General features: G+C 70.0%; 15 protein-coding genes. 5 read left to right on the top strand and 10 right to left on the bottom strand.

Annotated features, from left to right (window positions below):
* Positions 1–23: 23 nt before the first annotated feature.
* The 4 genes from ABZU76_RS03660 to ABZU76_RS03645 are packed head-to-tail and all read right to left on the bottom strand — an operon-like array spanning position 24 to position 2,496.
* Positions 24–920, bottom strand: coding sequence for an oxidoreductase (locus tag ABZU76_RS03660; RefSeq protein WP_354864658.1), 897 nt, complete (start codon positions 918–920; stop codon positions 24–26).
* Between the two features lie 32 nt (positions 921–952).
* A complete protein-coding gene (locus ABZU76_RS03655; protein ID WP_354864656.1) occupies positions 953–1,306 on the bottom strand; it encodes a VOC family protein in 354 nt (117 codons plus the stop codon).
* Positions 1,307–1,353: 47 nt separating this feature from the next.
* Positions 1,354–1,851, bottom strand: a complete 498-nt coding sequence (locus ABZU76_RS03650; RefSeq protein WP_354864654.1) for a hypothetical protein — start codon at positions 1,849–1,851, stop codon at positions 1,354–1,356.
* A gap of 54 nt (positions 1,852–1,905) precedes the next feature.
* Positions 1,906–2,496: a TetR/AcrR family transcriptional regulator gene (locus ABZU76_RS03645; RefSeq protein ID WP_220243980.1), complete on the bottom strand. Its 591-nt coding sequence runs from the start codon at positions 2,494–2,496 to the stop codon at positions 1,906–1,908.
* A 195-nt stretch (positions 2,497–2,691) separates the two neighbouring features.
* Here ABZU76_RS03645 and ABZU76_RS03640 point away from each other — a divergent pair, with 195 nt between their 5' ends.
* From ABZU76_RS03640 to ABZU76_RS03630, 3 genes are all read left to right on the top strand, one after another.
* Positions 2,692–3,459, top strand: a complete 768-nt coding sequence (locus ABZU76_RS03640) for an SGNH/GDSL hydrolase family protein (protein ID WP_220243981.1) — start codon at positions 2,692–2,694, stop codon at positions 3,457–3,459.
* A gap of 116 nt (positions 3,460–3,575) precedes the next feature.
* On the top strand, positions 3,576–4,043 hold the full coding sequence (locus ABZU76_RS03635) for a helix-turn-helix domain-containing protein (protein ID WP_354864651.1): 468 nt from the start codon (positions 3,576–3,578) through the stop codon (positions 4,041–4,043).
* A 44-nt stretch (positions 4,044–4,087) separates the two neighbouring features.
* A complete protein-coding gene (locus ABZU76_RS03630) occupies positions 4,088–4,894 on the top strand; it encodes an IS3 family transposase (protein ID WP_354864649.1) in 807 nt (268 codons plus the stop codon).
* A 228-nt stretch (positions 4,895–5,122) separates the two neighbouring features.
* Here the strand turns inward: ABZU76_RS03630 and ABZU76_RS03625 are convergent, their stop codons facing one another.
* The 4 genes from ABZU76_RS03625 to ABZU76_RS03610 form a co-directional block, all read right to left on the bottom strand.
* Complete coding sequence (locus tag ABZU76_RS03625; RefSeq protein ID WP_354864647.1) at positions 5,123–5,353, bottom strand: hypothetical protein; 231 nt, start codon at positions 5,351–5,353, stop codon at positions 5,123–5,125.
* Positions 5,354–5,390: 37 nt separating this feature from the next.
* The gene (locus tag ABZU76_RS03620; protein ID WP_354864645.1) at positions 5,391–6,524 is read right to left on the bottom strand and encodes a homoserine O-acetyltransferase; all 1,134 of its coding nucleotides are present in this window, start codon (positions 6,522–6,524) and stop codon (positions 5,391–5,393) included.
* Positions 6,521–7,828, bottom strand: coding sequence for a bifunctional o-acetylhomoserine/o-acetylserine sulfhydrylase (locus ABZU76_RS03615; RefSeq protein ID WP_354864643.1), 1,308 nt, complete (start codon positions 7,826–7,828; stop codon positions 6,521–6,523). The genes ABZU76_RS03620 and ABZU76_RS03615 overlap by 4 nt, the downstream gene beginning before the upstream one ends.
* Before the next feature lie 171 nt (positions 7,829–7,999).
* Positions 8,000–8,386, bottom strand: coding sequence for a VOC family protein (locus ABZU76_RS03610; RefSeq protein ID WP_354864641.1), 387 nt, complete (start codon positions 8,384–8,386; stop codon positions 8,000–8,002).
* A gap of 85 nt (positions 8,387–8,471) precedes the next feature.
* Between ABZU76_RS03610 and ABZU76_RS03605 the strand changes: the two genes are divergently transcribed.
* Positions 8,472–10,031, top strand: a complete 1,560-nt coding sequence (locus ABZU76_RS03605) for a helix-turn-helix domain-containing protein (RefSeq protein WP_354864773.1) — start codon at positions 8,472–8,474, stop codon at positions 10,029–10,031.
* On the opposite strand, the gene ABZU76_RS03600 is transcribed toward ABZU76_RS03605, so the two are convergent.
* Both ABZU76_RS03600 and ABZU76_RS03595 read right to left on the bottom strand, forming a co-directional pair.
* Entirely contained in the window at positions 10,000–10,446 is a 447-nt protein-coding gene (locus ABZU76_RS03600; RefSeq protein ID WP_354864639.1) for a pyridoxamine 5'-phosphate oxidase family protein, read from the bottom strand. The genes ABZU76_RS03605 and ABZU76_RS03600 overlap by 32 nt on opposite strands.
* Positions 10,443–11,384 carry a zinc-binding dehydrogenase gene (locus ABZU76_RS03595; RefSeq protein ID WP_354864637.1) on the bottom strand — a complete coding sequence of 314 codons (942 nt, stop codon included), beginning with the start codon at positions 11,382–11,384 and terminating at the stop codon, positions 10,443–10,445. Before ABZU76_RS03595 ends, ABZU76_RS03600 begins: the two co-directional genes overlap by 4 nt.
* A 184-nt stretch (positions 11,385–11,568) precedes the next feature.
* Between ABZU76_RS03595 and ald the strand changes: the two genes are divergently transcribed.
* Positions 11,569–12,684: an alanine dehydrogenase gene (ald, locus tag ABZU76_RS03590; RefSeq protein WP_354864635.1), complete on the top strand. Its 1,116-nt coding sequence runs from the start codon at positions 11,569–11,571 to the stop codon at positions 12,682–12,684.
* Positions 12,685–13,040 lie beyond the last annotated feature (356 nt).

The following is a 13,040-nucleotide window of genomic DNA, read 5'->3' as shown; positions in this document are numbered from 1 at the left end:
GGGTCCGGGGGCTCACACCCCCGTCATCCCGGCCCGTCGCCGGTGGCTGCGAGCAGGGGAACCACGACGTCGTTGACGGGTGTCGGGATGCCGTGGTGGCGCCCGCGGCGCAGCACGACCCCGTTGCGGACGTCCCATTCGAGCGGCCGGCCGGCTTCCCGATCGGCCAGAATCGACGTGCCCATGTCCGCCGGATAGGCCCGGAACGTGTCGATGATTTCCCGGGGCACCTCATCATCGAGGTCGGCGCCCTCGGCCCGGGCCACGGCGAGACACTCCCGCAGGTAGGCGAGCCCGAGCTCGGCGATGTCGGCCCGCGCGAACATGCCGGCCCGCCGACCGGTGAGGGCCATGAGCCCCGCGAGCGCGTTCTGCATGAGCTTGCGCCAGGCCAACGAGCGGAAATCGGCCGCCGCCTCGACGGTGCACAAGCTCCCGGCCAGCGCCTCGGACACCGCACGGCCCGGCTCGGTGTCCGGCACCGTCAGGCGGGCCTGGGCGCGCAGCCACACCGACCCGTCGGCCCGGGTCTGCGCCGGGAACCACACGACACTGGGCAGCACCCGGCCGAGGCGGGTGTGTTCCGCGACGACGGTTTCCTGCTCGACCCCGTTCTGGAGAACGCAGACGATCGTGTCCGCTCGGCACAGCGGGGCCAGCCAGGGCGCTGCCGCCTCGACCTGTGTCGCCTTGACTGCCAGGAAAACGAGGTCGACCGGGGTCACGTCCTGGGTGACGTCGACCTGGACGGGGCCTGGCACCACGAGGTGACCTGCCGGTGCGTGCAGCTCGAGCCGGTCACGAGCGGTGCGGCCGTACAGCCGGGGCGTGCGGCCGACCTGGTGGAGTGCGGCCGCGATGGTCGTCCCGATCGCTCCCGGGCCGACCACAGCGACGGTCGAGGTTCCGGACGTCGTCATCCTTGGCTGTCTCCCGCTATCCGTGACCGGCGTCAGGCCGACTGCCACAGCTCGATGCGGTTGCCCTCAGGGTCGGTAACCCAGCCGAAGCGGCCGACGCCGTCCATCTCCTGCGTTTCCTCGGCCACTTCGGCGCCCTTGTCGCGCAGCTGGGCGAGCATGGCGTCGAGATCGCGGACGCGGAAGTTGAGCATGGTCTGCTGCGACTTCGAGCCGAAGTAGTCGGTGCCGGTCTCGAACGGCGCGAAGACGGTGGGGCCGGGTTGTTGCTGCCACACCCCGTTGTCGTCGGCGTCGAGGCCGAGGCAGTCGCGGTACCAGGCGCCCAGAGCCGCCGGGTCCGCAGCGCGGATGAAGTAGCCGCCGATGCCGAGCACGCGTTCCATGGCCGTGATCCTGCCAGCGCGGCGGGCGTTTGTCCGGGACCCGCGACTCAGTCGGTGACGGCGTCGGAGATCCAGTCGGCGACGGGGAGATCGCGGTCGAGGCATTCGACCGACAGCCGGATCGTCCAGCGCAGCGCTTGCAGCACGAGGCTGTCGACCTCGTTGGGCGCGGCGTTGGCCAACGCGATCTCCACCTGCTCGCGCGCGGCGGCGGTGTTGCCGTGCACCTCGGCGAGCAGCGTGCGCACCGCGGTGCGCACGGGTGGGTCGGCCTGATCGATGGAGACCTCTTCGCCGTCCTCGTCGAAGACCTGGACCTTCACAGGGGCCGTGCCGCCGTCACCGAGCGTGGACACCATGGCGCTGCACTCGCCGAACAGCAGCAGCATGAGCTCCTTCGTCTCGTCCGAGCGCGCCTGCGGCTCGTCGGACGACGGGGTGACCTCTTCGAGCGCCTCGGCGTCCTCGCCGAGGCTGATGGCGACGAGCGCGCGCTGCGCCTTCTCCACGAGCCGCTGCTCGTCCTCGCTCCGGTCCGGGGTCACGTGCCTATCAAACACCAGCACCGGCTTCCGTGGGGATACCCCGAATCCGGGTGATCAGCCCGCTGCGGAAAGTGCGCCCAGAGCGAGCCGGCACAGCAGCTCGGACAGCTCTGCGTCACCGAGATGGCGGTTGTACGGCGTCGAGTTGATCAAGCCGAACACGGCGTGTGCCGCCGAGCGAGCTTCGCGCTCTTCGAGGCCGGGGATCGCGTCGCGGATCGCGCGCACCCACACCTCGACGTACTGCCGCTGAAGCGCGCGCACCTGCTTGCGGTCACTGTCGGTGAGGTTCGCGAGGTTGCGCTCCTGCACGGTGATCAGCGCCGGGTGATCGAGCGCGAAGCCGACGTGGAAGCGCACCAGCGCTTCGAGGAGCTCGAGCGGCGTGCCGCCCGTCTCGGCGCGGTCGGTGCCGCCTTCGAGCAGGTAGTGGCTGATCGAGTTCAGCATCTCGCCGAGGATGGCGTCCTTGCTGCGGAAGTGGCGGTACAGCGCCGGGCCCGAGATGCCGACGGCCGCGCCGATGTCGTCGATCCCGACACCGTGGAAGCCGTGGTGGGCGAACAGCTCGGCGGCCGCGGCCATGATCTGTTCACGCCTGTTCGCCTTCTCGCCGTTCACGAGTGGGGTGAGGTTCGCCGGCATCCGCTCATAGTAGGGCGGCGGGTTAGCGACCGCTAACTTCCGGCCCTACTTAGTGCGTGAGCCAAGTGGGGTCACCTGGGATTTCTGGGGTGCCGGGTGGGGATTCCACCTGGTATTTGTTCTTCTCGTCGAACCGTCACGACTGGAGTGACCATGGCTGAAGCCGCTCGTCCCACCTCACGTACGTTCCTCCGGATGTGTGCGGCCCTGGGGGTCGCTGTTCTCGCTTCACTCGGCCTGGTGAGCACCGCCAACGCCGCCACCAGCTACGTCGCGCTCGGCGACTCCTACTCCTCCGGAGTGGGCGCCGGGAGCTACGGCAGCTCGGGCAGCTGCAAACGCAGCGCCAACGCCTACGGCCAACTGTGGGCCAACGCCCACGCCGGCACGTCGTTCACCTTCCTCGCGTGCTCGGGCGCGAAGACCGGCGACGTGCTCAACCAGATCAACTCGATGCCCTCGGGCGCTTCCCTGGTCACCCTGACCGTGGGCGGCAACGACGCGGGCTTCACCGACGTGATCACCACCTGCACCCTCAACAGCGACTCGACCTGCACCGCCCGGGTCAACACCGCCAAGACCTACGTGCAGAACACCCTCCCGGGCCTGCTCGACAACGTCTACCGCGCCGTGAAGTCCAAGGCGCCCAACGCGAAGCTCGTGGTGCTGTCGTACCCGCGCTTCTACACCGTGCCGGGCTCTTGCAGCGTCGGCCTGAGCGACACGAAGCGCTCCGCGATCAACTCCGGCGCGGACACACTGGCCTCGGTGCTGGCTTCGCGCGCCGCGGCCGCGGGCGCCCAGTTCGTGGACGTGCGCTCGGCTTTCGTGGGGCACAACATCTGCTCGTCGGCCAGCGACTACCTCCACAGCCTCACCTGGCCGGTGGACGAGTCCTACCACCCGACGGCGGCCGGGCAGCGTGGCGGGTACTACAACCCGTTGACGTCGGCGATCGGCTGATCAGCGGTTTTTGGTGATACGGAAGGGGCGTCCCTTGGTGAACTGCTCCCCGGAAGTTGGACTGGGTTTCCAGTTCCGATCTTCCGGGGAGTGGTTGTATGCATGGGCGGAGTTTGTTGTCGGAGCGGCAGCGTGCCGCGGCGGTAGGGTTGTTCGAGGCCGAGTGGTCGTGGGGTGCGGTCGCGAAGCGGTTGGGGGTGAGCGCGTCTGCTGTCCACCGGTTGCATGATCGATGGCGGGTGCGTGGAGGTGGGGCGCTGGTGGCGAAGCCGTCTAAGCGTTCGTTCGCGTTCGAGTTCAAGCTCGGGGTGGTGTGCCGGTTCCTGGCTGGCGAGTCCAAGCTTGATCTGGCTCGCGAGTTCGGACTGTCCTCGCCGAAGCTGATCGAGACCTGGGCGCGCGTCTATCGCAACGAGGGTGAGGACGGGCTGCGTCCGAAACCGCGGGGCAGGCGCCCGAAACCTGAAGCGTCCCCGGGTGAAGCGACTGAGCTGCAGCGGTTGCGGCGAGAGAACGAGCGCCTGCGAGCCGAGGTCGCCTACTTGGGAAAAGTGCGGGCCTTGAGGGCACAGGAACGACAGTGAAGGTCTGTGCTGTCGTGTCTCTCAAGGCCGAGCATCGCCTGGAGGTGCTGCTGCAGGTCGCTGGGCTGGCCCGGTCGACGTTCTTCTATCACCAGGCCCGTCTGGCCGGGCCTGACCCACGTGCCGAGCTGAAGGCCGCGATCACGGACGTGTTCGCCCGCAGCCACGCCCGTTACGGGCATCGCCGCGTTCACCACGCGCTGGTCAGGGCCGGCTGGCAGGTCGCGAAGAAGACAGTGCTGAGGCTGATGCGGCAGCTAGGGCTGGTCTGCCGAGTTCGCAGGAGAAGGCGCTATGTCTCGTATCAAGGTGACCTAGGCCGGACCGCCCCGAACCTGCTGGAGCGGAACTTCACCGCCGAAGCGCCGAACCAGAAGTGGGTCACCGACGTGACCGAGTTCCGCGTCGGCGAGGACAAGCTCTACCTGTCACCGATCATGGACCTGTTCGACCGGCAGATCATCGCCTACTCGATCGGGGCCTCACCGAACCTGACGCTGACCACCAGCTCCCTGCAGACAGCGCTGGGCGCTCTCGGCCCGAACGAGGCCCCGCTGGTGCACTCCGACCAGGGATTCCAATATCAACATCCCTCATGGCGACGTCTGCTGGCCGATGCCGGCGCGACCCAGTCAATGTCGCGCAAGGGCAACTGCCACGACAACGCCGTGATCGAGAACTTCTTCGGACACCTCAAAGAAGAAGCGTTCCACCACACCCACTACCCCACCACCACCGCGCTGGAACAGGCACTGCACGACTACATCCACTGGTACAACACCGACCGCATCTCCACCAAGCTCAAGGGCCTGAGCCCGGTGCAACACCGGGCCCAGGCCCCCGCGGCCTAAACTTTCAATTAGCCAGTCCAACAACAGGGGAGCAGTTCATGGTGGGGCGCCCCTTTCTTGTTGTGGTTGCGGTGATCGGCTGCGGTCGGAGTCGGGGTGTCCGGTTCCCCGGGTTGTGCGTTTTTGCTGTCGGTCTGATCGACTGCGTTTCGCGGCTCGCTGAGGATGCCCGGCTCACCGGCGCGCGGCTTGTTCGCCGCGGCGGCGTGCGGTGCAGGCGACCTCGGCTCATCGAGGGGCCGCATTGCATCCACTAAAGAGTGCTGTGAACAACTTGGGCTGGGCACGGCTGGAGTGGGCGAAGTCGCGCAGGATCGGGTGCAGGTCCAGGAAGATCGGCGGGCCAGGCTCGGCGCCGAGCCCACCGGCGAAGCCAACCGGATCAGCCGAGCCAACCGGGCCGACCAGTCCAGCCGGACCGTAGGTGATCTCCAAGCGTGAGGTGAAGTCGTCGTCCACCGCCCCAGCGTGCCTCGGATCACCGCCCCACGCCCGGTCAACCCAGCAAGGACTTCACCAAAGCCGCGATCTGCCCGGTCTCGATCAAAAACGAATCATGCCCATACGGTGACGAAACCACCGCCGCCTCACCACCGACGCCTTCAGCGATCTCCACCGACTGGTACAGCGGATAAAGCCGGTCACTGTCCACCCCCGCGACCACGGTCCGCGCCCGGACCCGCGACAGAGCCGAACCCACCCCGCCGCGGTCACGGCCCACGTCGTGGGTGTTCATGGACTCCGTGAGGACCACGTAGGAGCCCGCGTCGAAGCGGCGCACCAGCTTGTCGGCGTGGTGGTCCAAATAGGACTCCACGGCGAAGCGGCCGCGGCGAAGCGGGTCCTCCGAACCCTGCGGCCGGCGGTCGAAGCGTTGCGCCAGTTCGGGTTCGCTGCGGTAGGTCACGTGGGCGATCCGGCGGGCGACGCCGAGGCCGGCGTGCGGGCCCTCGCCCGGCGCCAGCGAGTAGTAGTCACCGCCGTGCCAGCCCGGGTCGGAGCGGATGGCGTGCAGCTGTGGCGCGGCCCAGGCGATCTGCTCGGCCGACGCGCGGGCCGTCGAAGCGAGAACCAGGACGGACGCCACCCGATCGGGCAAAGTTACCGCCCATTCGAGGGCCCGCATGCCACCCATCGAGCCACCGACGACGCCGGCCCAGCGGTCGATGCCGAGCGCGTCGGCGAGCGCCGCTTCGGTCGCCACCTGGTCCCGCACGGTGACGGCCGGGAAGCGGCTGCCGTAAACCCGCCCCTCGGGATCGGGGGACGACGGGCCCGTGGAGCCCTGGCAGCCGCCGAGCACGTTGGGCGCCACCACGAACAGCGAGTCCGTGTCCAGCGCCTTGCCGGGCCCGACGAGGCCGTCCCACCAGCCCGCGCCGGGGTGGCCGGGCTCGGCGGGGCCGGCGAGGTGACTGTCGCCGGTCAGGGCGTGCTCGACGAGGACCGCGTTGGAACCGTCGGAATTGAGCGTGCCCCACGTCTCGTACGCGAGGGTGTAGGACGGCAGCGACCCACCGGCCTCCAGCGACAGCGCGCCGGGACCGGTGAACCACTGCCGCCTGCCGGGTGGGTCCCCTGCCCGCCACGCACCGGTGGCAGGCAGGGGATGCGCACCGGAATCCGTCACAGTTCCGCCTTGGCGGCGCGGAAGCCCGCCTCGAGGTCGGCCTTGAGGTCCTCGATGCCCTCGAGCCCCACGGCAAGCCGAACCAGGCCCGGCGTGACGCCGCTCGTGAGCTGCTCCTCCGGGCTGAGCTGGCTGTGCGTGGTCGACGCCGGGTGCACGATCAGGCTGCGCACGTCGCCGATGTTCACGAGCTGGCTGTGCAGTTCCGTGCCGTCCACGAACTTGCGGCCGGCCTCGACGCCGCCGCGCAGGTCGAACGACAGCACCGCGCCCGCGCCGCGCGGCAGGTACTTCTGCGCGGCCGCGTAGAACTTGCTCGACGGGAGACCGGCGTAGTAAACGGTCTCGACCTCGTCGCGCTGCTCCAGCCACTCCGCAAGCGCTTGCGCGTTCGCGACGTGGCGCTCGAGCCGCAGCGACAGCGTCTCGATGCCCTGCAGGATCAGGAAGCTGTTGAGCGGCGAGATGGCCGCGCCAGTGTCACGCAGGATCTGCACGCGCGCCTTCGCCGCGTACGCGCCGGGGCCGAGAGCTTCCCAGTACTTGAGACCGTGGTAGCTCGGGTCCGGCTCGGAGAAGCCCGGGAAGCGCGACGGGTCCTTGCCGAAGTCGAACGTGCCGCCGTCCACGAGCACGCCCGCCACCGTGGTGCCGTGGCCGCCGAGGTACTTCGTGGCCGAGTGCACGACGACGTCGGCGCCGTGCTCGATCGGGCGCAGCAGGAACGGCGTGGGCACGGTGTTGTCGACGATCAGCGGTACGCCGGCCTCGTGGGCGACGTCGGCGACGGTGCGGATGTCGAGCACGTTGCTGCCCGGGTTGGCCAGTGTCTCGGCGAAGAACGCCTTCGTGTTGGGCCGCACGGCCGCGCGCCACTGCTCGGGGTCGTCCTGGTCGTCGACGAACGTGACCTCGATGCCGAGCTTCGGGAGCGTGTAGTGGAAAAGGTTGTAGGTGCCGCCATACAGCGACGGGCTGGACACGAAGTGGTCACCCGCACCGGCCAGCGTGAGGATCGCCGCGGTAGTGGCCGCCGAGCCGGAGGCGAACGCGAGCGCCGCGACGCCGCCTTCGAGCGCGGCCAGGCGCTGCTCCAGCACGTCCTGCGTCGGGTTCATGATGCGCGTGTAGATGTTGCCGGGCTCGGCCAGGCTGAACAGGTCTGCACCGTGCTGCGTGTCGCGGAAGACGTACGACGTGGTCTGGTAGATCGGCGTCGCGCGGGCGCCCGTCGCGGGGTCCGGTGCCGCGCCGGCGTGGATCTGCTTGGTCTCGAAGGACCAGGCCGAGGTGTCTTCCGGCATGAGTTTCTCCTTGCGGCTCAAAGGGATCGGCTCCTCGGACGAAGCTAGCTCCCCTGAACGGCCCACCCAAGGTTTCCCACGGGCTGGGAGTACTCCACCAACCTACCGTGCAAGTCGATCACCCGAGCGGGTGCCCGCGCGCGGCCGTTCGGGTGACCGTCCATAACGGACTCAGTCACGCTGTTGCAGCGCGAACCGGTTGCCCTCGGAGTCGGTGAACAACGCCCACCAGCCCCACGGCTGCCGCTGGGGCTTCGCGGGGAAATCCACGCCTCGCTCCGACCGCTCTCGGCAGGTTTTCACGATGTCGTCGGCGTGGAAGAAGACGTTCGACGTCGGCAGCTCGTCGCGGCCCTCGAAGTGCCACCGGTCCTCCGGCGCCGCGCTCAGCACCAGGATCGTGCCGTCGGGCGCGGTGACCTCGACCCAGCGGTTGCCCTGGTCGTCGTAGGGCACGTCGGTGGTCACGGTGAACCCGACGGTGTCCGCCCAGAACGCCTTCGCCCGCGCCTGGTCCTCGACGCCGACGACGACCTTGCCCACACCCACGATGGCCATCGTCATCCTCTCCGGGGGCTGCCCGGTTCCGTCGAAGGCTACCCGCGCCGAGCGCCGCGAACGCGTCTCGGCGAGGATGTATCACGTGGTCTCGGTACGCAGCGTGGTCGACCGGGTGGGGCCGACGTTGCTCCACGCGCTCCAGCTGCCCGACGACTGCCCGGCGGCGGGCGACGTGGTGATCGCCGAGCCCGGTGTGCCCGCGGGCATCGCGGCGGGCGACCTCGTGCTGGGCGTCGCCACCGTGGATCCGGCGGACGCGGCCGAACTGCTGCGCGTGAGCGCCGCGCAGGGCGCCGCCGCGGTCCTGCTGAAACCACCGCTGGCGGCCAAACCCACCGTTCGTCGCGCGGCGAAATCCGCCGGAATAGCGCTCATCCAGGTCCACTCGGCGACGTCGTGGGCCCAGCTCGTGTGGCTGCTGCGCACGGTCCTCGACGCGCTCGGCGACGAATCGGAGTCCCTCGAAGACGGCGGCGACCCCGGCTCAGGCGATCTGTTCCGGCTCGCCGACGCGGTGGCGTCCGTGGTCGACGCGCCCGTGACCATCGAGGACACGAACTCGCGCGTGCTCGCCTACTCCGCGCGCCAGGACCTCACCGACCCCGCGCGCGTCGCCACGATCATGGGCCGCCGGATCCCCGACGACGTGCTCGCGCGGTTCCGTTCGCGCGGCGTGTTCCGCGAGCTCTCGCGCGGACGGCAGACGATCTTCGTGCCCGCCCAGCGCGACGGCACGCTGCCACGGCTGATCGTGCCCATCCGGATGGGCGGCGAGCTGCTGGGGTCGATGTGGGCCGTCGTCGCGGGGCCGGTTTCCGAGGAACGCGCGGCCGCCTTCGCCGACGCGGCGCCGGTGGTCGCGCTGCACCTGCTTCGGCGCCGCGCACACACGGACGCGCAGCGCCGCGCGTCGGCCGAACTGCTGCGGGCCGTCCTCGAAGGCCACCCCGGCCAGCGACGCGTGGTGGCCGAGCTGGACCTGTCCGACGAGCCCCACCGCGTCGTCGCGATCGAGGTCACCGGCGGCGACGGCCGCGACGCCGAGGGCCTGCGCCTGGCGCTGCTCGAACGCATCTCCCAGGGCATCGGCCGCCGCCCCGTCGCCACTGAACTCGGCGGCCTGCTCTACGCGGTGGTCCCCGACGGCGGCGCCTGGGCCGAACTGCGCGACGCACTGGCCGCGCAACCCGCCTCCCGCCGCGGCGGTGTCCCCCGCGCCGCCGCCGGCGCCCCCGTGGCCGTCTCCGCGTTGGCTACTTCTCGCACGCAGGCCGACGAAGCACTGGGCCTGCTGCGCGCCGGCTTGGTCGAGGGACGCGTCGTCGCGTACGAGGACGCCTGGACTTCGCTGGTGCTGCACCGCGCCGCCACGGGCTCTGCCACCGCGCGCGTCGCGGACCTGGGCCCGCTCGGCCTGCTGCGCGCCCACGACGAAACCACGAAAGCCGGGTACGTCGACACGCTCTACGAATGGCTCCGCCACCCCGGCGACCCCCGCGCGGCCGCCGCGGAGCTGCGCATCCACCCGAACACGTTGCGGTACCGGATGAAACGTCTGCTGGATCTTGTGCCGCTCGATCTGGATGATCCTGATGTGCGGTTGGCTTTGCTTACGCAGCTGGTGGCTCTGCGGTGGAGCTGACTTCGTACGAAAGGTCTTTCGCACGAAGGGTTTCCGGCGCCAGACGAACCCAGACCGTGCCGCGCTCGGCCTCGTTCAGGTAGGCCTGGAACCGCGGGTCCCACCGCTGCTCGTCAGACCCCAGGTACCGCGCCAGCTTCCGCCGCCCGCGCGGGACGTCGAACGCCACGACCGCCGCGGGACCGCTCGCGACGACCTGGCGCACCAGGCCGGTCGCGAGATCGCAAACGTCGACCGTCAAGGCGAGCCGTGGCGAAGCGCGGACGTGGGCGGGCAGGCGGGACCACGGGCCGCTGAGGATCCAGAACGTGTGGTCCTCCCAGAGGTACCAGGTCGGGCGCACGGTGGGGCCGTTCGTGGCGACGCGTGCGGTGAGCGGCTGCGCGAGGAACTCGTCGACGTCGAAGGGTGTCATGCGACCAGCAGCGTCTTGCCGAAAGTGCCGCGCGCTTCCATCGCCGCGTGCGCGTCGGCGGCCGCTGCGAGGGGAAACCGTTGCCCGATCACAGGAGTGAGATGGCCGGACGAAGCCGCGTCGAGGGCGGACACCGTGAAGGCACGCAGCGCGGCCGCGTCGCCGAGGGAGCGGATCACCGTGACGCCGCGAGCGCGAGCGTCCTCTTCGGACACTTCTGCCCACGTGCCGCTCGCGAGTCCGTACACCGCCATGCGGCCGCCGGGACGCAGCAAGGAAAACGCGGTGGTCCCGATGGAGCCGCCCACCCCGTCGAAGACCACGTCGAGCGGTCCGACCACCGAAGCCCAGTCGGCAGCCGTGTAGTCCACCGCCACGTCCGCGCCGAGTTCCCGGGCGCGCGCGAGTTTTTCAGCGCTGCCGGCCGCCGCGACGACGATAGCGCCGGCCGCCTTCGCGAGCTGTACCAGCAGGCTGCCGACGCCACCGGCGGCGGCCTCGACGAGCACGCGGTCGCCCGGCGCCACTGCGGCGGTGTGGACGAGCCCGGTGGCCGTCCGGCCGTCGGCGAGCAACGCGACCGCGGCGTCGAGCGAAAGCGCGTCGGGCACCGGGAAGACCAGGGCCGCGTCGACCACCGCGCGCTGGGCGTAGCCGCCGCTGCCGCCGGTCGACGTCACCACCCGCCGGCCCACAAGCGCAAGGTCGACGCCGTCGCCGACCTTGCTGATCACGCCGCCGACGCCGTTGCCGGGGATCATCGGCAGCTCCGCCGCGGAAGGCCCGAAGCCCGACGCCCGGAACTGCGTCTCCACGAACGTCACGTTCACGAACGCCACCTCGACCAGCACCTGCCCCGGCCCCGGGACCGGATCGGGCGCCTCCCCCGCCACCAGCACCTCGGGTCCGCCGAACTCCCTCAACCACACCGCACGCATGCACGCCCTCCTCCATGACCAGGTGCGACAGCCAACAACCTCGAGCGCGGTCGAGGTCAAGCTATTTGTGCCCGTGGCACCATGAAATGGCGAAAGAACTGTTCCGCGCGCATGATGACACCGCCGTCCGGGTGCATCACCGTGAGTGGCAGCACCTCGAACCAACCCGCCGCAGGAGGCCGCCGTGCGTATCGCCGTTCCCCGTGAGATCAAGAAGCACGAGTACCGGGTCGCCCTGACGCCGGCCGGCGTGCACGAGCTGGTGGGGCGTGGTCACGACGTGTTCGTCGAGACCGGCGCCGGGGTGGGTTCGTCGATCAGCGACGAGGAGTACGTGGCCGCCGGCGCGAAGGTGCTCGCCACCGCCGACGAGACGTGGGCCGAGGGCGAGGTGGTGCTCAAAGTGAAGGAGCCCATCGCCGCGGAATACCCCCGGCTGCGCAAGGACCTGGTGCTGTTCACCTACCTCCACATCGCGGCCGACCGGCCCCTGACCGACGCCCTGCTGGCGGCGGGCACCACGGCGATCGCGTACGAGACGGTGCAGACGGCCACCGGCGCGCTGCCCCTGCTCGCGCCGATGTCCGAGGTCGCCGGCCGGCTGGCGCCGCAGGTGGGCGCGTACTCCCTGATGAAGCCGAGCGGCGGCCGCGGCGTGCTGCCCGGCGGCATTCCTGGTGTGCACCCGGCGCGGGTCGTGGTGATCGGCGGCGGAGTCGCGGGCATCAACGCCGCCCGCGTGGCGCTGGGCCTGGGCTCGGATGTCGAGATCCTGGACACGAACGTCGACCGCCTGCGCCAGATCGACAACGACTTCGGCGGCCGCATCCGCACGGTCACCTCCAACCGCCTGTCGGTCGAGGAGTCCGTGCTGGAGGCCGACCTCGTGATCGGCGCCGTGCTGGTGCCGGGCGCGAAGGCCCCGAAGCTGGTCTCCAACGACCTCGTCTCGCGCATGAAGCCGGGCTCGGTGCTCGTCGACATCGCCATCGACCAGGGTGGCTGCTTCGCCGACTCTCGCCCGACCACGCACGACGACCCGACCTACCGCGTCCACGAGTCGGTTTTCTACTGCGTCGCCAACATGCCGGGCGCGGTCCCGCGGACCTCGACCTACGGTCTCACCAACGTGACGCTGCCCTACGCCGTGCAGCTCGCCGAGCGCGGCTGGCACGCGGCCCTGAACGCCGACGCGTCGCTCGCCAAGGGCCTCAACACCCATGACGGCGCCCTCACCAACGAGCCCGTCGCCACCGCGCACGGCCTGCCGCACACGCCCCTGGCGACCGCCCTGGCGTGACCTTTCCGAACCACCTGGCGCCTCGAGGGGCCTCCGCGAACCAGCGGGGGCCCCTCGTGTCTCTTTCGGGCACCGCGCAGCGACCGAAGAGGAGCCCCTGGCCGGAGCGACGTTCGTCACGCTGCGCGTCCCGTTCAGCGGTACCCATTCGGCGATCGAGGTGCCCGTGACGAGGGCTTTCATGATCCTGAACGTGCTTCCTCACCGGTTGCGAGCTCACTCTGTGAAGAAGTAATCGGTGTTCGTTGAAGACCCCGGGGAGCGAACTCCCCACTTATTACCTAAGCTAGTACTCGGCGGCCCGCTCCCAGTGACCCCCAGGCTGGTTGAGCGGGTCGCCCCTTCTTCCCCTTCCT

Origin of the sequence: Amycolatopsis sp. NPDC005232, assembly GCF_040607795.1 — a bacterium.
In the GTDB taxonomy this organism is placed as follows: domain Bacteria; phylum Actinomycetota; class Actinomycetes; order Mycobacteriales; family Pseudonocardiaceae; genus Amycolatopsis.
Note: the sequence above shows the minus strand (reverse complement) of the source record. Positions and strands in the feature narration are given on the sequence as shown.

Bases quoted from the DNA above. Each gene is read 5' to 3' on its own strand.
- ABZU76_RS03660 (WP_354864658.1), bottom strand. From the start codon at position 920: ATGACGACGTCCGGAACCTCGACCGTCGCTGTGGTCGGCCCGGGAGCG.
- ABZU76_RS03655 (WP_354864656.1), bottom strand. From the start codon at position 1,306: ATGGAACGCGTGCTCGGCATCGGCGGCTACTTCATCCGCGCTGCGGAC.
- ABZU76_RS03645 (WP_220243980.1), bottom strand. From the start codon at position 2,496: ATGCCGGCGAACCTCACCCCACTCGTGAACGGCGAGAAGGCGAACAGG.
- ABZU76_RS03640 (WP_220243981.1), top strand. From the start codon at position 2,692: ATGTGTGCGGCCCTGGGGGTCGCTGTTCTCGCTTCACTCGGCCTGGTG.
- ABZU76_RS03615 (WP_354864643.1), bottom strand. From the start codon at position 7,828: ATGCCGGAAGACACCTCGGCCTGGTCCTTCGAGACCAAGCAGATCCAC.
- ABZU76_RS03610 (WP_354864641.1), bottom strand. From the start codon at position 8,386: ATGGCCATCGTGGGTGTGGGCAAGGTCGTCGTCGGCGTCGAGGACCAG.
- ABZU76_RS03600 (WP_354864639.1), bottom strand. From the start codon at position 10,446: ATGACACCCTTCGACGTCGACGAGTTCCTCGCGCAGCCGCTCACCGCA.
- ABZU76_RS03595 (WP_354864637.1), bottom strand. From the start codon at position 11,384: ATGCGTGCGGTGTGGTTGAGGGAGTTCGGCGGACCCGAGGTGCTGGTG.